Source organism: Iodidimonas nitroreducens, from assembly GCA_000710935.1.
In the GTDB taxonomy this organism is placed as follows: Bacteria; Pseudomonadota; Alphaproteobacteria; order Sphingomonadales; family Rhodothalassiaceae; genus Iodidimonas; species Iodidimonas nitroreducens.
Genome location: BAYV01000009.1, coordinates 1 through 24,910 on the forward strand (window position 1 = coordinate 1; position 24,910 = coordinate 24,910).

Sequence of the window (24,910 nt, forward strand, 5' to 3'; positions counted from 1 at the left end):
CTCCGGCGGTTTCTTCTGATCCAATGTGGTGAGAATATCGCGCAGATTGGTGGCTGATCCCAAATCCATGGGGGCATCGCGCAGGGCCAGCCGATCCGCGCGCATCTGCACCTGCGCTGTGGCTTCTTCGCCCGAGATATAAACACAATGATGGCCCCGTTTTGAAAGGGCGGCCACCGCCTGCAAGAGCAGGGTGGATTTGCCAATGCCGGGATCGCCGCCGATGAGCAGAGCCGAGCCGGAGACAAGACCGCCGCCGGTTGCGCGATCAAATTCGGCGATACCGCTCAGCATCCGGGGCGGGCTGATGCTGGGCTGATCCAGCCCCACCAATTCGATCTTCCGCCCCCGCGAGGGGCCAAGGCCCCGGGGACGTCCCGATCCGCCAAGGCCGGTTTCCTCGATGATCGCGCTCCATTCCTGGCACTGATCGCAGCGGCCCTGCCATTTGCGATAGGTCGCACCACAGGATTGGCAGACAAATTGTGTTGTTGATTTCACCATTTGGAGATGTTAGCGTTTTGTTCTTGTTTTTCCAAGGGCGAAATCGACGAAAACCGGAAAAATCAGCCCATCAGCCGATCCCCGCCGATTAATGAGAGCGCAGGGCCATTTTGATCGGCCCTTCAGCGCGCCCATGAATGAATTGATCGACATAAGCATTGCCGGATTGATCGATATCCGCTTTGCTGCCGTGCCAGATGATTTTGCCATCATAAAGCATGCCAAGATTATCCGCGATCTTGCGGGCGCTGGCCATATCATGGGTGATGGTGACAGTGGTTGCCCCCAGATCGCGCACACATTCCACGATCAGATCATTGATCACATCGGCCATGATCGGATCGAGGCCGGTGGTGGGCTCATCGAAAAAAATAATTTCAGGCTCAGACGCAATGGCCCGGGCCAGGCCCACACGCTTTTTCATACCGCCTGAAAGCTCATCAGGATGCAGATCCGCCACATCGGATTGCAGGCCCACCCGTTTGAGCTTTTCAAGGGCGATGCTTTTGGCTTGTGCCCGCCCCATGCCTTGGGCCTTTATCAGCCCGAAGGCCACATTTTCCCAGACTTTAAGGCTATCGAACAGGGCAGCCCCCTGAAACAGCATGCCAAATTTCGACATCTGCTTTTGCCGATCTTTCTGGCTGCGAGTGAGCACATCCTGACCATCGATGCGGATGGTGCCTTCATCGGGGGTCAAAAGGCCGATGATGCATTTGAGCAAAACCGATTTGCCGGTTCCCGATCCGCCGATGACCACGAGGCTTTCGCCCTTGGCAACGCTTAGATCGAGCCCATCCAGCACGATTTTGGGACCAAAGCGTTTTTTAACGCCTGAGAGTTCGATTTTAGGCGCGGTGCTCATGATTGGAAAACCGTGATGGTGATGATCAGATTGGCAAGTAAAATGAGAATGAAGGCCGAAACCACGGCATTGGTGGTCGCCCGACCCACACCCTGTGCCCCGCCGGTGGAATAATAGCCGTGATAGCAGCCCATCAGGGCGATGACGAACCCGAAAACCGCCGCCTTCACAAGGGATGAGACGATATCGGTGACTTCAAGAAAATTCATCGTCACCGTGAGATAGCTGCCGGGATTGAATCCCAGCCTTTGGGTGGCGACCAGAAAGCCGCCGAAAACCCCGATGATATTAGCGACGATGACCAGCCCGGGCAGGGTGATGACACCGGCGATGAGGCGCGGCACCACAAGATACTTATAAGGATTGGTCGATAAGGTGACGAGGGCATCGATCTGTTCGGTCACCCGCATGGTGCCGATCTCTGCCGCCATCGCTGAAGACACCCGACCCGCCACCATCAGCCCCCCTAAAACCGGGCCCAACTCGCGCACGATGGCAATCACCACCACGGCGGCCATGGTGCTTTCGGCATTGAAGCGTTCCGATCCCACATAGATCTGCTGGGCAAGGGCAGCGCCGGTAAACAAGGCCGTAAGCCCCACAACGGGAAGGGAATTATAGCCGATGACCATCATCTGCTGGCCGATATTCTTCAAAAACAAGGGCGGCAAAACCAGATGCCGAAGGGCATGGCTGGCAAAGAGGCTCAACCGCCCCAATGCCGCCAGACCGTCAAGGGTGAGGCGCCCGATGATGGCAAAAATGTTCATTGCCCGAAAATCCCTTTGCGGATGGACGCTCCATGGTCGTGCAAACTGATCCTGAACGGGCGCAAAGCGGCTGATGGATATTCGGGAGTGTGCATGATCCACTATGATCCGAGGCTAAGGCCGATAAACGGCACTGTTATCACGATAATTTGGCGGGACATTAGAGGAGCCGCAGGCATTGGTCAATTCACGGCCCTGTGGGCATAAAGGCGCGCGCCCCCAAATCACCTAACCGATGCGTTCGGCGGTATATTCGGGCACGGCTTCATCCGTAAAGCGGGTTGTTTCCTTGATGAAGCGCAAACGCACTGTGCCCGTGGGGCCATGGCGCTGCTTGCTGACGATGACTTCGGCCAGGCCACGCGCCCGTTCCATCTGATCCATCCATTCCGCGAATTTTTTCTCATCACCCTCATCGGGCTTGGCCTGTTCTTTATAATATTCATCGCGATAAACGAACATCACGATATCGGAATCCTGCTCGATCGAGCCTGATTCGCGTAAGTCCGATAATTGCGGACGCTTGTTATCGCGGCTTTCAACGGTTCGGCTCAATTGCGAAAGCGCCATCACCGGCACCTCCAGCTTTTTGGCCAGGGCCTTCAAACCCCGGGTGATTTCAGAAATTTCCTGCACCCGGCTTTCGGCTCGGGCTGCCGATCCGCTGAGCAATTGCAGATAATCCACGATCACAAGGCCGATATTATGCAGCCGCTTCAGGCGTCGGGCACGGGTATAGACACCGGCAATCGACAGGGCTGCGGTATCATCAATATAAAGGGGCAGATTTTCGATTTCCTGCACTGCGCGGGTCAGATCTTCAAATTGCCGGTCGGTGAGGCGGCCCCGGCGCATTTCTTCGGATTTGATATTGGCGCGATCCGAAACGATACGGGCCGCCAATTGATCGGCGGACATTTCCAATGAGAAAAAAGCCACCGCCGCCCCACGGGATCGCTTCGGTTCAACGCCATTTTCGCGATCTTCCAGCCAGCGCATGGCGGCATTATAGGCGATATTGGTCGCAAGCGAGGTTTTCCCCATGGCCGGGCGACCGGCAAGGATCAATAGATCGGTTTTATGAAGCCCGCCAATCTGGGCATCCAATGCCTTCAAGCCGGTAGAGACGCCGGAAATCTTGTCGGGGTCTTTATAGGCGGCTTCGGCGGCTTCGAGGGCTTTATAAATTGCCGTGCGAAAAGGGGTGAAGGAACTGTTGGCGCTGCCGGTTTGGGCCAGATCAAAAAGCCGGGATTCCGCCGCTTCCAATTGCCCCTCACCGGAATCCGATGGATCGGCATCATAAGCGGTGATCACCATATCCTGGCCCACCGAGATGAGGGCACGGCGCAAAGCCAAATCGCGCAAAGTGCGGGCATAATCCGTGGCATTGATGATGGTGGCCGCCGAGGCCGCCAATCGCGCCAGATAGGTGCCGCCGCCCATCTCGGCCAAGGCTTCATCCTGATCGAAAAAGGGGCGCAGCTTCACCGGATCGGCAGTATGATCGCGATCAATCAGGCGCAGGATCATATCATAGATGCGCCCATGAACCGGCTCGTGGAAATGTTCCGGCTGCAAAAATTCGCGCACCTGTTCGGCGGCTTCATTATTCACCAGCATCGCGCCCAGAAGCGCCTGCTCGATTTCCAGATTGCTCGGCGGCTGCCGATAATCCAGAGACTCGGGCGATGGCTGCTCGTGGGTGGCCCCGGGATGCAGGGTGACAGTTTTGTGATTGTGTTCTGACATGTCGTCCTTGATGCCATGGCTTTGCCCCAACCGCAAAGCATAAGAAATCAGGAAGTTATCCACAGGCTGTTAACTTCGGGGAGAAGTCAGGAATGTTGTTTTCCTGGCAGCTTATGCAGATGAGGGGCGTTTTCCCTTGCATCCCGGGGCGGCTATGGGTAGGAAAGACGCATTCCGCACATGAGCCGCTGGGCAGGGTGATCGGCAGATCACATCCGCCTTCCGGTGTTTCCCATTTGGGGAAATATTTGGCTCATGGAGGACGAACCGGTAAAGGAGAAGATTACCATGGCGCTGCCACAATTCAGCATGCGTCAGCTTATGGAAGCTGGCGTTCATTTCGGTCACCAAACCCATCGTTGGAATCCCAAGATGCGCGCCTATATTTTTGGCGATCGCAACGGGATTCATGTCGTTGATCTGTCGAAAACCGTTCCCTTGCTCTCGCGAGCGCTGAAAGAAGCGCGCGATGTAGTGGCGGGCGGCGGTCGGGTGCTTTTTGTGGGCACCAAGCGTCAGGCCTCGCCGATTGTTGCGGATGCCGCCCGGCGTTCGGGGCAGTATTTTGTCAATCACCGCTGGCTTGGCGGGATGCTCACCAATTGGCGAACCATTTCCCAATCGATCAAACGGCTGAAACAGCTTGATGAAAAGCTGGCCGAACCGGATACAGGCTTCACCAAGAAAGAACGTCTGCAACTCACCCGGCAGCGCGATAAGCTCGAACTCTCGCTTGGCGGGATTCGTGATATGGGCGGCTTGCCCGATCTGATTTTTGTGATCGATACCAATCGCGAAGAAATTGCCATTCAGGAAGCCAATCGCTTGGGGATTCCGGTGATTGCGGTGGTTGATACCAATTCCAATCCCGATGGCGTAACCTATCCCATTCCCGGCAATGATGATGCCACCCGGGCGGTGAAGCTTTATTGCGATCTGATGGCCATTTCCATTCTTGATGGGATTTCTGTGCAGCTTGGCGAAAGTGGCGCTGATATTGGCGAAATGGAAACCGCGCCGGTGGAAGCGGTTCTGGATGATGCCCCCGCTGATGAAATCCCGACTGAAATCCCGACGGCCGAAGCGCCTGTTGCTGAAGGCACGGACGGCACCGATACCAACGCCTGATCATAAGGAATGAGGGCGGCTGATGGCCTGTTGGCTTTCTGGCCGCCCGCAATCGATCCGGTTCGGGATGTGACGAGACAAGATGCGAAGGAACAGATGATGGCTGACATTACAGCTTCGATGGTAAAAGAGCTGCGCACCAAAACCGGTGCCGGCATGATGGACTGCAAAAAAGCCCTTGGTGAAACCGATGGCAATCTTGAAGAAGCGGTGGATTGGCTGCGTAAGAAGGGTCTTGCAGCAGCGGCCAAGAAATCAGGCCGCGTAGCCGCTGAAGGCTTGATCGGTGTTGCGGTTTCTGATCGGCGCGGGGCGATGGTCGAGGTGAATTCCGAAACCGATTTCGTGGCTCGCAACGAGCATTTCCAGGCCTTTGTCGGCAAAACTGCCGATCTGGCACTGGAATTTGGCGGTGATGTTGAAAATTTGAAAGCAGCCGCTTTTCCTGAAGCTGGTCGCACGGTCGAAGAACAGGCAACTCATCTGATCGCCACCATCGGCGAAAATATGTCCGTCCGGCGGAGCGTTTTGCTTGAGGTGCCCGAGGGTTATGTGGGCTCTTATGTGCATAATGCCGCAGCCGATGGCTTGGGCAAAATCGGTGTACTGGTGGCCTTGAAATCATCGGCACCTCAGGATGTTTTGGAACCTTTGGCCAAGCATATCGCCATGCATATCGCCGCCACAGCGCCGCAATCCCTTGATGTGGCTGATCTCGATCCGCAATTGATCGAGCGTGAAAAAACGGTTCTGAGCGATCAGGCCCGCGCCTCTGGCAAGCCGGAAAACATCATCGAAAAGATGATCGAAGGCCGGATGCGCAAATATTATGAGGAAGTCGTTCTGCTAAAGCAGATTTCTGTTGTCGATGGTGAAAATCGCGTTGAGCAGGTGGTGGAAGCCGCAGCCAAAGCCGCCGGTGCCCCCATTGAACTGCTGGCGTTCAGCCGCTTTGCCTTGGGCGAAGGCGTGGAGAAGGAAGAATCCGATTTCGCCGCTGAAGTGAAAGCGGCTGCCGGTTCCTGATCCTTGTTTCTTTACGGGACATAATCGATAGCCCGGTGGCCTTTTTGGCTGCCGGGCTTTTTTTCACCAAAAATATCCCGGAACATGGTTTCGCCAGTGGCACATCTCGTCAACTGAAGCTAAGCTCCCGTGCGCATTCGTTGTTCCTGATCTCAAGAAAGCCGACCATGACCATGACCAGTTCCCCCAAATATAAGCGCATTCTTCTCAAACTTTCGGGGGAAGCCCTGATGGGGGATAACAGCTATGGCATCGATCCGGCGGTGATTGATCGGATCGCTGCAGATATAAGCGCTGCGCGGGATATGGGTGTGGAAATCTGCCTTGTGGTGGGCGGCGGCAATATTTTTCGGGGCTTATCGGCAGCGGCCAGCGGATTTGATCGGGCATCAGCCGATTATATGGGGATGCTGGCTACAGTGATGAATGCTTTGGCTGTGCAAAATGGCCTTGAAAAACACGGGATTTATACCCGCGTTCTGTCGGCTATCCCCATGTCCAGCGTGTGCGAGCCTTATATCCGCCGCCGGGCGATCCGCCATATGGAAAAGGGGCGGGTGGTGATTTTTGCTGCGGGTACGGGCAATCCCTTTTTCACCACCGATACGGCGGCGGCCCTGCGGGCGGCTGAAATGTCATGTGATGCGCTGCTCAAGGGGACGCAGGTTGATGGTGTTTATACCGCCGACCCCAAAAAGGATAAAACGGCTGAGCGCTATGAGACGCTGAGCTTCATGGATGTCTTGCGCCAGGATTTGCAGGTGATGGATGCTTCGGCTGTCAGCCTGTGCCGCGAGAATAAAATTCCCATTCTGGTTTTTTCCATCCAGAACCCCGGCGAACTCAGCCGCGTTCTCGATGGATCAGGAACATTCACGATTGTCGGAGAGAAGGACTAGACGATGGCGGACACACTCTTCAAAGACCTCGAACGCCGCATGAAAGGCGCGATCGACAGTTTAAAGCATGAATTTTCGGGGCTGCGCACCGGGCGGGCCAATACGGCCATGCTCGATCCCGTGACTGTTGATGTTTATGGCGCGATGATGCCAATCAATCAGGTGGCAACCGTTTCCACCCCCGAAGCCCGGATGCTGAGCGTGCAGGTGTGGGATCGCTCGAATGTGAGCGCGGTGGAAAAAGCCATCCGCAATTCCGGTTTGGGTTTGAATCCCATGACAGAAGGGGCAACCCTGCGTATTCCGGTTCCTGAATTGAGCGAGGAACGTCGGCGCGAAATGTCGAAAGTGGCAGCGAAATATGCCGAGCAATCGCGCATCGCCGTCAGAAATGTGCGCCGCGATGGCATGGACGATGTCAAAAAGCTCGAAAAAGATGGTGAAATTGGTCAGGATGAGGCCAAGAAATGGTCTGATCGCATCCAGAAGCTGACAGATGATATGATTGCGCAGATCGATCAGGTTCTGGCGCACAAGGAAAAGGAAATCATGCAGGTTTGATGGCCTCCGTTCAACCCACAACCGAACCTGCGGGGTTGGCTTCGATCCCCCGTCACATTGCCATCATCATGGATGGGAATGGCCGTTGGGCTGCGGCCCATCATCTGCCGCGCGCCCTGGGGCATCGTCGGGGGGCGGATGCCGTGCGCCGCACGGTTGAGGCCTGCATTGCCGAAGGCATTGCGGTGCTGACCCTTTATGCTTTTTCATCGGAAAACTGGAAACGACCCGCCGATGAGGTTGAAGATCTGATGGCGCTGTTGCGTCTTTATCTGAAGCGCGAAATCAACGATCTGCACCAGAATGGGGTTCGGGTCCGCTTCATGGGTGCATTGAAGGATCTGTCCGCCGATCTGCAAATGATGATCAAAAAAGCTGAGGCCCGTACGATAAACAATAAAAAGCTGACCTTGGTGATTGCCCTTAATTATGGCTCGCAGGCGGAAATTGTGATGGCTTGCAAGGCTTTGGCGCAAAAAGCCGTGGCGGGAGAGATAACCCCCAATGAGATTAATTGCCAAATGCTGGCCAATCATTTGCAATTGGCCGATCTGCCGCAGCCGGATCTGGTGATCCGAACCAGTGGCGAGAAAAGACTGAGCAATTTTCTTCTTTGGCAATCGGCCTATTCCGAATTACTTTTTCTCGATATTTTATGGCCGGACTTCAATGCCGAAAGCTTGAAAACAGCGATCAGGGATTATCAGGGACGGGAGCGGCGATTTGGTGGCCGATAAACGTGCAGAGCAAGAACCGGATGAGCATAAGGATGGGGATGATCTCCTGATCGATGCCATACATGTCCAGCCAACGCCCTCGCAATTGATGACCCGGGTGAGTTCCGCCCTTATTCTCATTCCTTTGGCTTTATCTGCCGTTTGGCTTGGCGGCATCTGGTTTGCCGGGCTTTTGGCCCTTGTGGGCGCGGTGATGAGTGTGGAATGGGCCATAATCGCCGGTTTCAATCGTCGACTTTTGGGCGCTTTTTATGGTTTCACAACCCTTCTTGTTGCAGGGTTTATCCTGTTTTCATCAGAAAAATTTGCTCCTGATTTTGCAGTAGGTTCTCTTTCGTCACTCGCCGATTGGGGGCTTTTTACAGCTTGTGCGGGCGGCGTTTTGTTATTGCTTTCTTTGGCCTCTGCTCGCTTTGCCCCTTTGAAATGGGGGGGGCTTGCCATTTTCTATTGCTGGACCCCCCTATATGCCCTGATGTGGCTGCGGGCACAGGATGGGGGCTTATGGCTTGTGGCCTGGGTGCTTTTGGTGGTGTGGGGAACCGATATTGGCGGTTATTTTGTTGGCCGGGCGGTTGGCGGTGCCAAACTTGTGCCAAAAATCAGCCCTAATAAAACATGGGCGGGCCTTTTTGGCGGCATGGCTTTGGCGGCTGTGGCGGGTTTGATCGGGGCTTTATGGTTTCATTTTGGCTCGATTTTTTATCTGGCTTTGGCGGCGGCTGGGCTTGCCGTGGTCGGCCAGATTGGTGATCTTGCGGAAAGTGCCTTGAAGCGGCATTTCAATGTCAAGGATTCCGGGCGGATTATTCCCGGCCATGGGGGTGTTCTGGATCGGGTGGATGGACTTGTTTTCGTGGCGCCGCTGGTGGCTCTGTTCCTTTATTTTGCGCGATAAACAAAGAGACGATTTATGAATGAGGTTCGCACCATCACGATTTTGGGGTCAACCGGCTCGATCGGGTGCAATACATTGTCTTTGGTTGAAGACAATCCCCAGGCTTGGCGGGTACTGGCTCTGACGGCTCATAGCAATGTCGATTTATTGGCAGAACAGGCAAAGCGGGTAGGGGCCCAATTGGCCGTAATTGCCGATCCGGCGAAATTTGCAGCCCTCAAAGATGCCCTTGCCGGTTCTGATGTGCGGGCTGCGGCCGGCCCGGATGCCCTGCTCGAAGCCGCCGAACTCCCCGCCGACTGGGTGATGGCGGCGATTGTGGGGGCGGCTGGCCTGAAGCCGACGATGAAGGCCATCGAGCGCGGCGCGATCATTGGTTTGGCTAATAAGGAATGTCTGGTTTGTGCGGGCGATCTTGTCATGAAAGCCGTGCAAACCCATGGCGCCACCTTGCTCCCTGTGGATTCAGAGCATAATGCCATTTTTCAGGTGTTTGATTTCGCGCGACCCGAAGGTGTGTCGAAAATCATCCTCACCGCTTCGGGCGGGCCTTTCCGTACCCATCCTCTTGCCAGCCTGCAAGATGTCACCCCGCAACAGGCGGTCAAGCATCCCAATTGGGCGATGGGCGCGAAAATTTCCGTGGATTCCGCCAGCATGATGAACAAGGGTCTCGAGTTGATCGAGGCCTATCATCTTTTTCCTCTGGCCGAAGATCGGATCGAAATTCTGATCCACCCCCAATCGGTGATCCATTCCATGGTGGCGTTTGTTGATGGCTCGGTTCTGGCGCAGCTCGGCAGCCCCGATATGCGCACGCCGATTGCCTATTCTTTGGCCTGGCCCGCCCGAATGAAAGCGCCGGTCAAGCCACTTGATCTTGCCGAAATCGCCCGGCTCGATTTTGAAGTTCCTGATCTGGTGCGGTTTCCGGCCCTGCGGATGGCCCGGGATGCCTTGCGCGCCGGGGGCAGCAGCCCAACCATTTTGAACGCAGCCAATGAAATTGCCGTGGCGGCTTTTCTGGAAAAGCGGATTGGCTTTCTGGATATCACTTCTATTGTTGAAGAGTGCCTTTCAGCCATGCCATCGGTTGATCTTGGCTGCCTTGATGATGTTTATGAAATCGACAGCCGCGCCAGAGCGCAGGCCGCATCCTGCGTCAACGCACTGGTATAAGGTCTTTTGCCATGGAAACCGGCAATCCCGGATTGATCTTTACGATCATCAGTTTTCTGATTGCTCTCACCATCCTCGTTTTTGTGCATGAGTGGGGCCATTATATCGTGGCGCGCCTGTTCAAGGTGCGGGTGGATGTGTTTTCCATTGGCTTTGGTCGTGAAATTTATGGCCGGACCGACAAGAACGGAACACGCTGGAAATTCAGCATTTTGCCCCTTGGGGGCTATGTCAAATTTTACGGCGATGCCAATCAGACAAGTCAGGGCACCCCCGATCTCGATAGCCAGATGAGCGATGAAGAGAAAGCCGTGTGCTTTCATTATAAGCCGGTGGGCCAGCGGGCAGCGATTGTAGCGGCCGGGCCTGTGATCAATTTTCTTTTCGCTATTTTGATCTATTTCGGTCTGTTCGTCAGCATCGGCCAACCGGTGCAGCCAGCCATCATTGCCGATGTTCAGCCCGATATGCCGGCGCAGGGGATTGGATTGCAGGCCGGTGATAAGATTCTGTCTGTGGCGGGCCATAAGATCGAGGACGCCCGCGCCCTGATCCGAACCGTCTCCCTTTATCCAGAGATGACCGTGGATATCGTCTGGCTGCGCGATCAGGATCAATTCAGCCAAAAGGTGACATTGGCTGAAGATGTGCAAATTGACCGATTCGGAAACAAATATCGCCGTGGCCTTTTGGGCGTGGCGCTTGATGCCCCCCAAAGCCTGCAAAGATCAGGGGTTTTTGAAGCCATGGGTGAGGCGGTTTCAGAAACGGTGACGATGGTGCGGCTAATGCTTACCGCCACGGGGCAGGTCATCATGGGGGTGCGCTCTCTTGATGATCTGGGGGGGCCTGTGAAGATCGCGAAGGTAACAGGCGAGCAGGCATCACTGGGAATTCTGGCTTTTATTCAATTGGTTGCCTTGATTTCCATCAATCTTGGTCTGGTCAATCTTTTTCCGATTCCCATGCTCGATGGTGGCCATTTGCTGTTTCACCTGTTTGAAGCGATCAAGGGTTCGCCGGTGAGCGCCCGCATTCAGGAGATGGGATATATGGCTGGCTTTGCCCTGATCATCAGCTTGATGCTGTTTCTTACTTTGAACGACTTGCAATCCTTGGTGCAGTGAGACAGTCTGCCCACGCACTCGATGATGAATTTCAATTTCAGATAAGGTATGTGACATTGCGGACGTTCCTGCTTAATCGGGTGCCCTCCCTTGCTCCTGTTCTTTTTCGTGTCCTTTTGGCATCCGTTCTTCTGCTTTGGACTGCGCCTCAGCTAAAGGCTCAGGATCTGAGCACCACGCCATCCCCCTTTGCCGTTGGTGAAGGCCGGATCGAAGGCATCGCCGTTAGGGGGATCCAACGGATCGAATCCGCTACGGTGGTTTCTTATCTTTCGGTCAGGATCGGGGATCCTTTCGATCCTCGTTTGCTTGACGATAGCCTGAAAAGCCTCTTTGCCACGGGCCTGTTTGCCGATGTGTCTTTTGATCGGCGCGGCAATACCCTGATTATCGATGTCGCTGAAAATCCGATCATCAATCGCATCATTTTTGATGGCAATAAACGCCTTGATAATGAAGAGCTGAGCGCCGAAGTTCAATTGCGCCCGCGGATCGTCTTTACCCGCGCCAAAGTGCAGGCCGATGTGCAGCGGATGCTCGATCTTTATCGGCGATCGGGCCGCTTTGCTGCGGTGATCGAGCCTAAGGTGGTGCAGCTTCCGCAAAATCGTGTCGATTTGATTTTCGAGATTTCCGAAGGCCCGAAAAGCAAGATCAGGCGGATCAATATCATTGGAAACTCTGCCTTTTCCGATAAGGATCTGCGGGCTGAAATGGCCACCACAGAAGCGCGTTGGTGGCGGCTTTTCGGCTCCAATGATACCTATGATCCTGATCGACAGGCATTTGACCGTGAACAATTGCGCAAATTCTATTTCAATAATGGCTATGCCGATTTTCGCGTTGTATCCGCCACCGCTGAGTTGACACCTAATCGTGAGGATTTCATCGTTACCTTCGTGATCGAGGAGGGCGAGACCTATCGTTTTGGCACGGTCGAGATCGAAAGCGAAATCCGCGACATTGATGAATCCCTGTTTCGCGCTTTTTTAGGGATGCGGGAAGGGCAGCTTTATAATCTCGACAGAATCACCAATACCGTTGAGCGGCTGACCAATGCCGCCGGGGTGCTGGGCTATGCCTTTGTGACCGTGCGCCCCATACCGCGCAAAAATCGTGAAACCAATACGCTGGATATCACCTTCCGCATTCTGGATGCCCCACGGGTTTATGTGGAGCGGATCGAAGTGCATGGCAATGTGCGAACCCGCGATCAGGTGGTTCGGCGCGAATTCCGGCTGGTTGAGGGTGATGCCTTCAATCTGTCGAAGATGGAACGGTCGCGTCAGCGCATCAATTCGCTGGGCTTTTTCCGGGAAGCCGAAGTTGAACAGCTTCCAGGCAGCAGACCGGATAGATTGGTGCTCGATGTCAGCCTCGAAGAAGATGCCACCGGTGAATTATCCCTGGGCGCGGCTTTTTCCAGCCTTGAAAATTTCATTTTCGAATTCAGTATCCGGGAACGCAATCTTTTGGGCCGGGCGCAGGAATTGCGGCTGAATTTCTCACTCTCCAGCCTGCGCCAACAGATCGATATCGGCTTCACCGAGCCGCGCTTTTTGGGCCGGAATATTTCAGCCGGGATTGATCTTTTCCAAATCAATCTGGAACAAAGCCGGTTCAGCAGTTTCCAGACCACCACCACAGGCCTTTCCTTGCGCCTTGGTCTGCCGATTGCCGAACGCGCCGTGCTGGCCTTGCGCTATTCCATCCGTCGCGATCTCGTGGATATCGGCAATATCGATCCGAATCGCACGTCCCGCTTTATTCGTGATCAGTTGGGGGATAATATCACGTCTTTGGTGGGCTATAGCCTGATCTATGATAGCCTCAATCATCCCTTGCGCCCAACACGTGGGCAACGGGCGGTTTTCAGCCAGGATCTGGCCGGATTGGGGGGCGATATCTTCTATCTCCGCACCCGGCTCGATTATGATAAATTCGTGCCGTTGATCTGGGGCTTTTATGGCCGCTTGGGCGCCGAAGGTGGCTATATTCGTGGCTTGGGTCAGGATATCCGGATCAATGATCGCTTCTTCCTTGGTGGGCCAAGGGTGCGCGGCTTTGATACGGCGGGTCTGGGACCGGCGGCTGTTCTGCTCGATAATGAAGGCAATCCGATTACCGGTTTCCGGCCTGATTTCATCGGGGGTGAGGCTTTCTATCAAGGGACTGCGGAATTGTTCCTGCCCTTGGGCGAAGCCGCGCGTGAATTAGGGGTGCAAGCCAGCCTTTATCTGGATGCTGCTTCCTTGTTCGAGATTAGCGGCAATACTGAGTTCGAGGGGGAAGCTGTGTTTGGCGATACAGCCAAACCCCGTATTTCTGTTGGTCTGGGCGTAGCTTGGGAATCACCCTTTGGACCATTCCGGATCGATTTCGCCAAAATCTTGCAGAGCGAAGAATTTGACGATACCAAAACGTTCCAGTTCAATGTTGGAACCAGTTTCTGAAAATATACGACCTGAAATAGAAGGAAGGACGTCTCGTGCTGAAAAAAATTCTAATGACAATGGGGCTGATCATGCTGGCGGGCGCGGCCCATGCGCAATCAACCCCCAATTCCAAAATCATCGTCGTTGATTTTGATCGGGTTTCCCGCGAATCTTTGGTGGGCAAGGATATTGCGGCCCAAACCCAATCCTTTCGTCTTGATCTGGAAGGGCAGGCCCGCGCCGTGCAGCAGCAGCTGACGGCCGAAGAAGAAGAACTGACAAAACAACGCAGCATCATCAGCCAGGATGCATTCAACGAAAAAGTGCGTACTTTCCAGCAAAAAGCGCAAAAAATGCAGGCTGATCTTCAAGGCCTTGATCGCCAGAGCGGACAGGCCATGCAGCAGGCCAATCTGGAAGTTCAGCGCGCCTTGCGGCCGATCGTGCGCGAAACAATGGAAGCGAAGGGAGCCAATATCGTTCTGGATAAAGCTCTCGTCTCGCATCATGTGGCAGGGTTGGATGTCACCACTGAAGTGATTGAAAAGCTTAATGAAGTTCTGCCAAGCTATGATGTGTCCCTGCCTAAAGTGAAAGAATGATCCGAGCTTCAGGCCAGCAGACTTATCCCGTCATGAACGAGAGAGCAAAAATCGAATGAGTGAACTGGATGTCCTTGATATTGGCGATATCGTTCGCAAGATCCCCCATCGCTTTCCCTTCCTTCTGGTGGATCGTGTGAAGGATATCGTTCCCGGTGAAAAGGCGACCGGGATCAAGAATGTGACGATCAATGAACCCTTCTTTCCCGGGCATTTTCCTGAACGGCCGGTGATGCCCGGCGTTCTGATCATCGAGGCCATGGCACAAACCTGCGGGATTTTGGTTGTTCATAGCCTGGGAGAAGAGGCTGAAGGGCGGCTTGTTTATTTCATGAGCATTGATAATGCCCGTTTTCGTAAGCCTGTAACCCCCGGCGATGTTTTGCATCTCGAGGTCGTAAAGGAGCGATCACGCGGCAATGTCTGGCGCTTTGCCTGCCTTGGCAAGGTTGAAGGGGCTGTTGTTGCTCAGGCAACTGTGGCTGCCATGCTGTTGGAAAAAGATGCAGGCTAAGCTGCGCTTCAGCTTTTTATCGCCTTCAAAAGCCATCATTAAAACCCGTCATGAAGCCAAGCTTCATGGCGGTTTTTTATGCGCATGGATCCGCTCCATTAAGAAGGTGCAACGAACAAGCGACCAAGAAAAAGCCGCCAGCAGCGGGTTGGCTGCCAGCGGCTTTTCAGATTGAGCACCGCGTGAGGCTCAAGAATTTCAGCGTTTTTCGATCGGCACGAAATCACGCTTGGGCGAACCGGTATAAAGCTGGCGTGGACGACCGATGCGCTGCACCGGATCAGCGATCATTTCATTCCACTGCGCCACCCAGCCCACGGTACGGGCGATGGCGAACAAAACAGTGAACATGGATGTGGGAAAGCCCATCGCCGAGAGAATGATGCCGGAATAAAAATCGACATTGGGATAAAGCTTTTTCTCAACGAAATAGGGATCTTCCAAAGCGATTTTTTCAAGCTCGCGCGCCACATCGAACAAGGGATTCTTGATGTTCAATTCATCCAGAACCTGATGCGCTGTTTTGCGCAATACCGTGGCCCGTGGATCGTAATTTTTATAAACCCGATGGCCAAAGCCCATCAGGCGGAAGGGATCATCCTTATCTTTAGCGCGGGCAATATATTCGGGAATACGATCAGGCGTGCCGATTTCTTCGAGCATCCGCAGGGCCGCTTCATTCGCACCGCCATGCGCCGGACCCCATAAACAGGCACAGCCAGCAGAAATACAGGCAAAGGGATTGGCACCCGAAGAGCCCGCCAAACGCACGGTGGAGGTGGATGCATTCTGCTCATGATCGGCATGCAGCGTGAAGATCATATCCATCGCATCTTCAAGAATGGGATTGACCTTATATTCCTCGCAAGGGACTGAAAACATCATATGCAGGAAATTGCCGGCATAGGATAGATCATTGCGCGGATACATGAAGGGCTGGCCCACCGAATATTTATAGGCCATGGCTGCGATGGTCGGCATTTTGGCGATCATGCGATAGCTGGCAATGATCCGCTGACGTTCATCACTGATATCGGTGCTATCATGATAAAATGCGGCCAATGCGCCCACAACCCCCACCATCACCGCCATGGGATGCGCATCGCGGCGGAAGCCGGTGAAAAAATGATTGAGCTGTTCGTGCAGCATAGTGTGATAGGTGATGTCGTGGATGAATTTCTCTTTTTCTGTCTTGGTTGGCAATTCGCCATAGACCAGAAGAAAGGCAACCTCCATGAAATCGCTTTTTTCAGCAAGCTGTTCAATGGGATAACCCCGGTACATCAACTCGCCCTTATCACCATCGATATAGGTGATCTTTGATTCGCAACTGGCTGTCGAGGTAAAGCCGGGATCATAGGTGAATTTACCGGTTTTCGCATAAAGCTTGCGAATATCCACGACATCGGGGCCAACTGTGCCTGATTTCAGCGGCATATCGAAATCAATCCCGTCACCTTTCAGTGTCAGAACCTTTTCATTCTCACCGCGAGCGGATTTGGTACTCATAGGGTATCTCTCCTTGCCCTTTTGTTATCATTCCGGGTCGAGTGGCTGACATGAAAACACATTAGGACACTCTGTTCTGTTTCAGGCTTTCGTCTGATCACGCAATCTTCCCAGACTTTCATCGCGCCCAAGCACCTCAAGGACATCATAGATGCCAGGCGAAACATTGCTGCCCGTAAGCGCCGCACGCAACGGCTGCGCGACCTTACCGAATTTTAATTCATGAGCCTCAGCAAAGGCCTGCAATGCCTGTTCAATCGATGATGCAGACCAATCCTTTATAGGTTCCAGTGCGTTGATTGAAGAGGCAAGAATGGATCGCGCCTCATCATTTAGAATTTTTTCCGCCGGCTCGTTCATAAGCAGCGGACGTTCCTTAAATAGGAACAATGCACTTTCAGACAATTCCAAAAGTGTTTTGGCCCGTTCCTGCAAGCCCGGCATGGCCTTTGAAAGCAGGGTCAGATCATCTGCCAAAAGCCCGCGGTTCAGGTCTTTTTCGAGAAAAGGGCGGACCTGTTCACAAAGCCGTGCCGGTGATGATTGCCGAATATAATGGCCATTAAAACTGGCGAGTTTCTTGAAATCAAAGCAAGCCGCGCCCTTGCCAATGCCTTCCAGCGAAAACAGCTCGATAGCATCTTCAGTGGAAATCAATTCGGTATCGCCATGCCCCCATCCAAGCCGCAACAGATAATTGCGCAGAGCCTGAGGCAAATAACCCATCTCCTGATAGGCATCGATGCCCAAAGCCCCATGGCGCTTGGACAGTTTTTTGCCATCAGGCCCATGGATCAGCGGAATATGGGCATAGACGGGAGCCGTCCAATCCATCGCATGAATGATCTGGATCTGCCGAAACGCATTGGTCAGATGATCGTCGCCGCGAATGATATGGGTGACCCCCATATCATGATCATCAACCACCACCGAAAGCATATAGGTGGGTGATCCATCGGAACGCAGCAAAACCATATCATCAAGTTCCTGATTGGGAACCCGCACAAGGCCCTGCACATGATCTTCGATCACCGTCTCACCGCTAAGGGGGGCCTTGAAGCGAATGACAAAGGGGCGACCTTCGGGGTGATCCACAGCCGTGCTATCGCGCCAGGGGCTGGCAAAGCGCAAGGGGCGGCCTTCGGCACGGGCCTGCTCTCTGGCGGCCTGCAGCTCTTCCTGGGTGGCAAAGCAGCGATAGGCATGGCCCTTTTCGAGCAATGCCTGAGCGATTTCACGATGGCGATCGGCACAGGATGCCTGCGATATGGCTTCGCCATCCCAATCAAGCTCAAGCCATTTAAGACCATCGAGAATGGCCGCGACGGCCTGATCCGTGGAGCGGCTGCGATCTGTATCTTCGATCCGCAAAAGAAACTGTCCGCCATGATGGCGGGCAAAAAGCCAATTGAACAAGGCAGTGCGGGCGCCCCCGATATGCAAAAAGCCGGTGGGCGAGGGGGCAAAGCGCGTGACCACATTCGTTTTATTCACATGAGGGCCGGAACCCATGATACTCACTACCTTATTCTTGGCCAGATCAAAGACGCTCTCTTTTGAACGCATCTTAGCGTTTCCAATCTGGACTATCAGACTTATCGGATGCAGGTTTAGCAGATCAGCCGGAAAAAGCGCTGCAAAACGTGAACCGCGATGCCTTCTAGCACAATGATTGTTCAGTCACAAAGAGGCCAATTCTGAACCCCGAAAAGAGTGTTGCAGCCTTGGTCGCACAAAATGGCCGTCCCTTTGCACCGGGCGCGCTTTTGGTGCGGGCGATTTCACTTGATCGTGAAGCCTTCATCTTGTGGAGTCCGGTGCTGATGGGCTGCGGCATCGGGGTATATTTTGCCTCTCCCTTTGAAATTCCGGTGATTTTTACGGGCCTTTCCTTCATTCTCTTGCTTGCCTTGTGGATTGTGGGCCGGGGTGTTTTCAAAATTATGATGACCGCCACATTGCTCATGATCAGTGGGCTGATGCTGGCGCAATGGCGGAGTGCGCAGGTCGCCGCCCCGGTTTTAAACGAATCGACCCGCCCCATCGCGCTTTCGGGGCAGATCGCCAGAATCGAGCCGCAGCAGGGCACGTCTGCCCGTTTTACCCTCAACCAACTACAGATGGCTGGATTTGATCCGCACGATACGCCCCAAAAAATCCGGGTCACCGTTCGCACGCAATTTGGAGAGGCAAAGCCGGGGGATCGTGTTTCATTCCGCGCCATTCTCAATCCCCCGCCAGAACCGGTGATCCCTGATGGCTTTGATTTTGCCCGCGATGCATATTTTAAGGGAATTGGGGCCGTGGGCTTTGCAGTGAGTGATGTGGCAATTATCGGTCGGGCGACGGAGTTCTCCATCCTCTCAAAAATTGAAGGGCTGCGCTATCAATTGGCTGATCGCGTGCGCCAAAGGCTGGGGCCGGATGCCGGCCCGATGGCCGCCGCCTTACTCACCGGGATGCGCAGCCCCATCGCCGAGAAGGATGTGAACGCTATGCGGGTGGCGGGATTGGCGCATTTGCTGGCCATTTCCGGCCTTCATATTGGTCTTGTGACCATGGTGGCGTTTTTTGTTTTGCGTGCGGGAATTGCGCTGGTCCCGGCCATCGCTTTGCGCCTTGATGGGCGCAAGCTGGCAGCCATTGGCGCGTGGATGATTGCTTTGGGCTATTTTTTACTGTCCGGTGCCACGATCCCCACCCAAAGGGCCTTTCTCATGACCAGTGTCATTTTATTGGCGCTGCTCATGGGGCGGCAGCCCTTTACCTTACGGCTGGTAGCATTTTCAGCTTTTATCACCTTGCTGTTTTCTCCGGAAGCCCTGCTCAGCCCCAGCTTTCAAATGTCATTTGCTGCGGTGACGGCGCTTGTGGGGGCTTATGAGATTCTGTCTGGGAAATCCTGGCTGAAACCAGATAAAAGCCGCTTTGGCCGCAGGATCGCTTTTTATTTTCTGGGGGTGAGCCTCACCACCATCATCGCTGAGATCGCCATCGCGCCATTTGCTGCCTATCATTTCAATCAATTCACCAGCTATGGGTTGCTGGCCAATCTGGTGGCTGTGCCGCTGATGGCTTTTGTGGTGATGCCCGCCGGGCTTTTGGCACTGATCCTGATGCCTTTGGGGCTGGAGGGTTGGGCGCTGGATCTGATGGGTCTTGGGGTTTCGATTATTTTAAAGACCGCGCATCAGGTTACGGGATTGCCGGGCGCGGAATGGATCATCCCCGCTTTGCCAACCATGGCGCTGGTATTTTTTGTGATGGCGGGATTATGCTTTTTTTTATGGCAGCAGATGATCTTGCGATTGCTATCGCTCCCTTTATTGCTCGTGGCTGCGGCGCTGGCCGCTTCACAGCGCCCGCCTGATCTTCTGATAAGCCGGGATGCCGATCTTTTTGGGGCCACAACAGTTGATGGCCTTGCGGTTTCAACCCTAAGCAAGGCCCGCTATAGCCGAGAGCAATGGACAAGGGTGACCGGGGCCGAAACAGCGTTTTTATGGAATAAGGCCTTGATGGAGAGAGAGGCCGGCAAGGGAAGAGCGGGGCGGCCTTTAGCCCAGTGCGATGCCATGGGCTGCACGATGGGCACGGCCCCCAATCTGATCAGCATAGCCTTTACCCCCGAAGCCCTGCGGGAAGATTGCCACAAAGCCCATATTCTGTTGGCAGCCATCCCGGTTTGGGGTGCGTGCCCGATCCCTGACATTGTCATCGATCGTTTCGATGTCTGGCGGGATGGAGCCCATGCCCTTTGGATCGATGGTGGGAATATCAAGATCAGATCTGTGCGGGAGGCACGAGGCAACCGACCCTGGGTACGAAACAGACAGCATAAAGAAACCGAACAAAACCAACAAAGCGATGAGGATGGATCAAGCGCATTTGAAAGCCCTGATGAGAGCTTTCAATAGCGACGCAAAAGCCCCACCAGGCGCCCTTGGATGCGCACACGATCCGCTGCCAAGCGTTGCACCTGATATTGCCTGTTTGAGGGGATCAATTCAATTTCGCGCCCCGCGCGCCTGATCTTTTTCAGGGTGGCTTCCTGCCCATCCACCAAAGCCACGATGATTTCGCCATCGCGGGCGGTATCGCATCCCGCAATCACAATGGTATCGCCATCCAGAATACCGGCTTCGATCATGCTGTCGCCATCAACGGTCAGGGCATAATGCAGCCCTGCGCCGATCATCCCTTCAGGGACGGAGACAAAGTTGTCGCTATTTTCAAGGGCTTCGACGGGGGTGCCCGCAGCAATCCTGCCATGCAGCGGGATCATGATTCCGGCATCTGAAGACTTCGCCGCCTTTTGCGTGCGAACCTCGCGGGATGCATCCGCCTGATCGCCCATGACAGCAACATCTGCATCAGCAGCAGAAGGGCGACTGAAGGGCAGGATGGTTCCCCCCGGATAACCCTGATCAGCCTGCGAGACGGCACGACCTGTCTTCTCTGCATCGGATTGCACAGAAGGCGAGGGGCGCGCCAAGACCGATTGCACAGACCCCCGCCCTTGGTCCGACCCGAAAGAGGCTCCCCCTTCAGGCAGGCGGATGACATCAAGGGCCCGCGCCTTATTCGGCAAACGGCGGATGAAGCCGCGTTCTTCAAGGGCGGTGATCAATCTATGAATGCCGGATTTTGAAGCCAGACCCAAAGCATCTTTCATCTCATCAAAAGAAGGCGATACCCCCGTGCTTTTCAGCCGCTGATGAATGAAATGGAGCAGTTGATGCTGCTTTTTGGTGAGCATGAGCCAGGCTCCTGAAGGGTGCATGTTTTACTTATGTTCCATCTTAGTTCACGGGAACAATCTGTCAAGACCCCATTTCGCCATCCTTTTAAAGGCCCCACAAAGTGACTTTTCAAATCCCACAATGTTGATCCAAAAGCAGGATCGTGACCGGATCATCCGTCTCGGCTTTCGGGGCATGAGGGGGGCGCAGGATCAGGGCATTGGCTTGGGCAAAAATGCTCAGCACGCTGCTATCATCCTTGGGCAGGGGCTTCACATGCGCATGGCCTTCGGCATCAAGCCAGAAAACGGCCCGGAGATAAGCCTCTCGCGGGCCATTTGCAGCCAAAGACCCAGCAAGGCGGGCGGCCTGCGGATGGGGCAGGCGCGGGGCGCGACCCGCCAGCGCATCGATGGCAGGGCCTAAAAACAAAAGAGCACAGACCAAAGCCGAAACCGGATTGCCTGGCAAACCAAGGAGCGGCATATCCCGCAATCGACCAAACACGATCGGCTTGCCGGGTTTAAGCGCTACTTTCCAGAAGGCGAGATTGGCTTTTTCATCCTGCATCGCCTGTGCCACCAGATCATAATCCCCCACACTGGCGCCCCCCACCGTTACCAGCAGATCGCAGCCCCTGGCCATGGCGATGGCGGCTGCGAGTTGGTCCGGTTGATCCCGGGCGATGGGCAGATGCACCACATCCCCCCCACGGGCGATGATCATCGCTGATAAGGCAGGGCTGATGGAATCGATGATCGCATCCTTTCCCAGCGTTTCGCCGGTTTGCACCAGTTCATCGCCAGTGCTCAACAGGCCGATCCGGGGCTTTCGATAAACCTCGACCCAGGGAACATTGGCCGCCGCGATCACCGCCAGATGACGCGGTGAAAGCGAAGTGCCAACCTCCAGCACGGGATCGCCTATCGTGAAATCGAGGCCCTTGCGCCGGATATTCGCTCCCGTCTGCACTGATTTGTGCAAAATGATATGTTGATCACCGCTGCTTTCGGTTTGTTCCTGCATGATCACGGCATCCGCGCCATCGGGCAGGGCTGCACCGGTGAAAATGCGGATGGCGCTGCGCGCCGGCAAGGGGCCATCAAAGCCTGCACCCGCGCGGGAAACCCCTGCAAGCTTTAGCTTTTGATGGGGTGAGGTGCTGTCGGCGGCACGGATCGCATAGCCATCCATGGCCGAAAAATCCGCCGGGGGCTGGGTTCGGCGGGCCAGCACCGGGGCCGCCAGAACACGATCATAACAGGCCATCAGCATCAGGCTTTCCCGCCCCTGCGGGGCCAGCCCTTCAAGGATTGTCCGGCGGGCCTCTTCAACGCTGATCATGGCGTCTCCTCGTGATAATCGCCTGATTTCCCCCCTTCCTTATGCACCAATCGCAGATCGCCGATCCGCATGGTTTTTTCCACGGCCTTCGCCATGTCATATAAGGTGAGGGCAGCCAGAGAACAGGCGGTGAGGGCTTCCATTTCAACCCCGGTTCGTTCCTGGGTCGATACTTCAGAGATAATTTCAATCCCTTCATCAATCGCATTGAAATCAATGGATAAAGCGGTAATCGCCAAAGGATGACACAAAGGGATGAGATCGCCGGTTCGCTTGGCAGCCATGATCCCGGCGATGCGGGCGGCGGCAATGGCATCGCCCTTGGCAAGGCCGCCTTTCATGATCAGATCGCGGGTTTTGGGGGACATGAAAAGGATGCCCTTGGCCATGGCTTTTCGCGCCGTCACCCGTTTTTGCGAGACATCGACCATATGCGCTGCCCCGCTTTCATCCAGATGGGTGAGCCTTTGCCCCGCCTGATCCTTGATGATTTTTTCAGGCATCCGCCCGCTCCAACAAAGCACGGGTGGCACGGGTGACATCTTTCTGGCGCATCAGCGATTCCCCGATTAAAAAGCTGGTCACGCCCTTTTGGGCACATAAAGCGAGATCAGCGGGGGTGAACAGCCCCGATTCGGCCACCAGCAGGCGATCGGGCGGCACATCGGCGCAAAGATCGAGGGTGGTCTTGAGATCAACACTCAGTGTTTTCAGATTGCGATTATTGATCCCGATCAGGGGCGAGGGGATATTGAGCGCGCGCTGCAATTCATCCCTGTCATGCACCTCAACGAGGATATCCATCCCAAGGCTTTGGGCAGCCTGCGCCAATTCCAACGCCTGATCATCATCAAGTGCGGCCATGATCAGCAAAATGCAATCCGCACCCAAAGCCCTTGATTGGGTGATCTGATAGGGATCGAGCATGAAATCCTTGCGCAAAACCGGAAGGGACACCACAGCCCTTGCCGCGCCCAAAAAGGCATCATCGCCCATGAAATAGGGCTTATCGGTCAGCACCGATAAACAGCTGGCCCCGCCCGCCTCATAGGCAAGGGCCAGGGTTGCGGGATCGAAATCAGCCCGGATCAGCCCTTTCGAGGGGCTGGCCATTTTAATTTCACAAATCAATCCATAGCGATTATCCGCACGGGCTTTTTGCAAAGCCTGATAAAAGCCGCGCGGCGGGCTGATCTGATCAAGCCTTTGTTCCAGATCGGCAAGGGACAGCGCTTGTTTGTCCTTGGCGATCTGCTCGCGCTTATCCGCGCAAATTCTGCTCAAAACATCAGACATCGGCTGTTTCTCCACGGCTATAGGCCGCCCAGTCATTCAAAAGGGCCAAAGCCTTGCCGCTATCAATGGCATTTTGGGCCATGGCAACACCGGCTGCCACATCAGCTGCGCCACCGCCCAGCATCAGCGCCGCCCCGGCATTCAGGGCCACAACATCCCGATAAGCCGAAGGCTGCCCCATCAAAAGATCGCGCAAGGCGGCGGCATTATAGGCCGCATCACCACCCTTTAAAGCTTCCAGGGGATGGCGTTTCAGGCCGAAATCTTCGGGGCGGATGGTCATCTCCTCAAGCTTTCCATTGCGAAAACTGACCACCGAGCTTTCCGTGCTGATGCTCAATTCATCCAATCCATCATGGCCATGCACCACCCACACATGTTCGGACCCCAAAAGCCCAAGGGTTTCCGCCAGCGGTTTCAGCCAGCGTTGATCATAAACCCCGATCAGTTGGCGCTTGGCCCCCGCCGGATTGGTGAGAGGGCCCAGAATATTAAAAATGGTGCGCACGCCCAGTGATTTTCGCACCAAAGCCACATGGCGCATGGCTTCATGATGGCGCGGGGCCAATAAAAAGCACAGGCCAAACCGATCGAGCGCGCCTTGAACGCGATCAAGGGGCGCATCCATTGCCACGCCCAGATGGGCCAACACATCCGAGGAGCCAGACAGAGAGGAAACGGCGCGATTGCCGTGCTTGGCCACCGGCACACCGGCAGCAGCCGCAACAATGGCGGCGGCAGTGGAGATATTATAGGTGCCCAAGCCATCGCCGCCGGTGCCGCAGGTATCCACCGTGCCGGGGGGTGCCTGAAGGGGCAGGGCATTGGCGCGCATCACATCCGCACCCCCGGCGATTTCCGCTACGGTTTCCCCACGCATTTTAAGGCCCATCAAAAAGGCCGCGATTTCGACATCTTCTGCCGCCCCATCCATGATCAGCCGAAAGGCATCGCGAGCTTCGGCACGATCCAATGCATGGCCATCGGCGATGCGGGCGATGATTTTCTGCAGATGCGACATT

At 54.8% G+C, this 24,910-nt stretch carries 24 protein-coding genes; 13 read left to right on the forward strand and 11 right to left on the reverse strand.

Annotated elements, in window-relative coordinates; translation table 11 throughout:
* The 4 genes from AQ1_RS03300 to AQ1_RS03315 all read right to left on the reverse strand — a co-directional run.
* Positions 1-504 (reverse strand): ATPase domain-containing protein (locus tag AQ1_RS03300; protein WP_042084543.1); only part of this gene is annotated, 504 nt, incomplete at its 3' end.
* 88 nt (positions 505-592) lie between these two features.
* Positions 593-1,369: an ABC transporter ATP-binding protein gene (locus AQ1_RS03305; RefSeq protein ID WP_042084215.1), complete on the reverse strand. Its 777-nt coding sequence runs from the start codon at positions 1,367-1,369 to the stop codon at positions 593-595.
* Positions 1,366-2,139 (reverse strand): MlaE family ABC transporter permease, encoded by a 774-nt coding sequence (locus AQ1_RS03310; protein ID WP_042084217.1) that lies wholly within the window; start codon positions 2,137-2,139, stop codon positions 1,366-1,368. The genes AQ1_RS03305 and AQ1_RS03310 overlap by 4 nt, the downstream gene beginning before the upstream one ends.
* Positions 2,140-2,367: 228 nt before the next feature.
* Positions 2,368-3,891, reverse strand: a complete 1,524-nt coding sequence (locus AQ1_RS03315; RefSeq protein WP_081837063.1) for a replicative DNA helicase — start codon at positions 3,889-3,891, stop codon at positions 2,368-2,370.
* 288 nt (positions 3,892-4,179) lie between these two features.
* Here AQ1_RS03315 and rpsB point away from each other — a divergent pair, with 288 nt between their 5' ends.
* The 12 genes from rpsB (at position 4,180) to AQ1_RS03375 (ending at position 15,172) form a co-directional block, all read left to right on the forward strand.
* Positions 4,180-5,019: a 30S ribosomal protein S2 gene (gene rpsB, locus AQ1_RS03320; RefSeq protein ID WP_042084220.1), complete on the forward strand. Its 840-nt coding sequence runs from the start codon at positions 4,180-4,182 to the stop codon at positions 5,017-5,019.
* 99 nt (positions 5,020-5,118) lie between these two features.
* Positions 5,119-6,045, forward strand: a complete 927-nt coding sequence (tsf, locus tag AQ1_RS03325) for a translation elongation factor Ts (RefSeq protein WP_042084549.1) — start codon at positions 5,119-5,121, stop codon at positions 6,043-6,045.
* A gap of 173 nt (positions 6,046-6,218) precedes the next feature.
* Positions 6,219-6,944 carry a UMP kinase gene (pyrH, locus tag AQ1_RS03330; protein WP_042084551.1) on the forward strand — a complete coding sequence of 242 codons (726 nt, stop codon included), beginning with the start codon at positions 6,219-6,221 and terminating at the stop codon, positions 6,942-6,944.
* Positions 6,945-6,947: 3 nt separating this feature from the next.
* The gene (frr, locus tag AQ1_RS03335; protein WP_042084224.1) at positions 6,948-7,505 is read left to right on the forward strand and encodes a ribosome recycling factor; all 558 of its coding nucleotides are present in this window, start codon (positions 6,948-6,950) and stop codon (positions 7,503-7,505) included.
* The gene (locus AQ1_RS03340) at positions 7,505-8,242 is read left to right on the forward strand and encodes an isoprenyl transferase (protein WP_042084226.1); all 738 of its coding nucleotides are present in this window, start codon (positions 7,505-7,507) and stop codon (positions 8,240-8,242) included. The genes frr and AQ1_RS03340 overlap by 1 nt, the downstream gene beginning before the upstream one ends.
* Positions 8,232-9,140 (forward strand): phosphatidate cytidylyltransferase, encoded by a 909-nt coding sequence (locus AQ1_RS03345; RefSeq protein WP_462686944.1) that lies wholly within the window; start codon positions 8,232-8,234, stop codon positions 9,138-9,140. Before AQ1_RS03340 ends, AQ1_RS03345 begins: the two co-directional genes overlap by 11 nt.
* A 15-nt stretch (positions 9,141-9,155) precedes the next feature.
* The gene (locus tag AQ1_RS03350) at positions 9,156-10,319 is read left to right on the forward strand and encodes a 1-deoxy-D-xylulose-5-phosphate reductoisomerase (protein WP_042084229.1); all 1,164 of its coding nucleotides are present in this window, start codon (positions 9,156-9,158) and stop codon (positions 10,317-10,319) included.
* A gap of 11 nt (positions 10,320-10,330) precedes the next feature.
* Entirely contained in the window at positions 10,331-11,446 is a 1,116-nt protein-coding gene (gene rseP, locus AQ1_RS03355; protein WP_042084232.1) for an RIP metalloprotease RseP, read from the forward strand.
* Positions 11,447-11,496: 50 nt separating this feature from the next.
* Positions 11,497-13,899 (forward strand): outer membrane protein assembly factor BamA, encoded by a 2,403-nt coding sequence (gene bamA, locus AQ1_RS03360; protein WP_052370864.1) that lies wholly within the window; start codon positions 11,497-11,499, stop codon positions 13,897-13,899.
* A 35-nt stretch (positions 13,900-13,934) separates the two neighbouring features.
* Complete coding sequence (locus AQ1_RS03365) at positions 13,935-14,483, forward strand: OmpH/Skp family outer membrane protein (protein ID WP_150006773.1); 549 nt, start codon at positions 13,935-13,937, stop codon at positions 14,481-14,483.
* A gap of 55 nt (positions 14,484-14,538) precedes the next feature.
* Positions 14,539-14,997, forward strand: coding sequence for a 3-hydroxyacyl-ACP dehydratase FabZ (gene fabZ / locus AQ1_RS03370; RefSeq protein ID WP_042084237.1), 459 nt, complete (start codon positions 14,539-14,541; stop codon positions 14,995-14,997).
* Complete coding sequence (locus tag AQ1_RS03375) at positions 14,987-15,172, forward strand: hypothetical protein (protein ID WP_042084240.1); 186 nt, start codon at positions 14,987-14,989, stop codon at positions 15,170-15,172. Before fabZ ends, AQ1_RS03375 begins: the two co-directional genes overlap by 11 nt.
* A gap of 23 nt (positions 15,173-15,195) precedes the next feature.
* Here the strand turns inward: AQ1_RS03375 and AQ1_RS03380 are convergent, their stop codons facing one another.
* Together AQ1_RS03380 and gltX are read right to left on the reverse strand one after the other, a co-directional pair.
* The gene (locus AQ1_RS03380) at positions 15,196-16,506 is read right to left on the reverse strand and encodes a citrate synthase (protein ID WP_042084243.1); all 1,311 of its coding nucleotides are present in this window, start codon (positions 16,504-16,506) and stop codon (positions 15,196-15,198) included.
* Positions 16,507-16,587: 81 nt separating this feature from the next.
* On the reverse strand, positions 16,588-18,018 hold the full coding sequence (gene gltX, locus AQ1_RS03385; protein WP_042084246.1) for a glutamate--tRNA ligase: 1,431 nt from the start codon (positions 18,016-18,018) through the stop codon (positions 16,588-16,590).
* 212 nt (positions 18,019-18,230) lie between these two features.
* On the opposite strand from gltX, the gene AQ1_RS03390 reads away from it, so the two are divergent.
* On the forward strand, positions 18,231-20,423 hold the full coding sequence (locus AQ1_RS03390; protein WP_042084248.1) for a ComEC/Rec2 family competence protein: 2,193 nt from the start codon (positions 18,231-18,233) through the stop codon (positions 20,421-20,423).
* Here AQ1_RS03390 and lexA read toward each other — a convergent pair.
* The 5 genes from lexA to trpD form a co-directional block, all read right to left on the reverse strand.
* Complete coding sequence (gene lexA, locus AQ1_RS03395) at positions 20,417-21,265, reverse strand: transcriptional repressor LexA (RefSeq protein ID WP_042084250.1); 849 nt, start codon at positions 21,263-21,265, stop codon at positions 20,417-20,419. The two genes, AQ1_RS03390 and lexA, sit on opposite strands and share 7 nt — an antisense overlap.
* 112 nt (positions 21,266-21,377) lie before the next feature.
* Positions 21,378-22,592: a molybdopterin molybdotransferase MoeA gene (locus tag AQ1_RS03400; RefSeq protein ID WP_042084252.1), complete on the reverse strand. Its 1,215-nt coding sequence runs from the start codon at positions 22,590-22,592 to the stop codon at positions 21,378-21,380.
* Positions 22,589-23,095, reverse strand: coding sequence for a cyclic pyranopterin monophosphate synthase MoaC (gene moaC / locus AQ1_RS03405; RefSeq protein ID WP_042084255.1), 507 nt, complete (start codon positions 23,093-23,095; stop codon positions 22,589-22,591). The genes AQ1_RS03400 and moaC overlap by 4 nt, the downstream gene beginning before the upstream one ends.
* The gene (trpC, locus tag AQ1_RS03410; RefSeq protein WP_042084258.1) at positions 23,088-23,888 is read right to left on the reverse strand and encodes an indole-3-glycerol phosphate synthase TrpC; all 801 of its coding nucleotides are present in this window, start codon (positions 23,886-23,888) and stop codon (positions 23,088-23,090) included. Before trpC ends, moaC begins: the two co-directional genes overlap by 8 nt.
* The gene (trpD, locus tag AQ1_RS03415; RefSeq protein ID WP_042084260.1) at positions 23,881-24,909 is read right to left on the reverse strand and encodes an anthranilate phosphoribosyltransferase; all 1,029 of its coding nucleotides are present in this window, start codon (positions 24,907-24,909) and stop codon (positions 23,881-23,883) included. The genes trpC and trpD overlap by 8 nt, the downstream gene beginning before the upstream one ends.
* Between the last annotated feature and the right edge of the window lies 1 nt (position 24,910).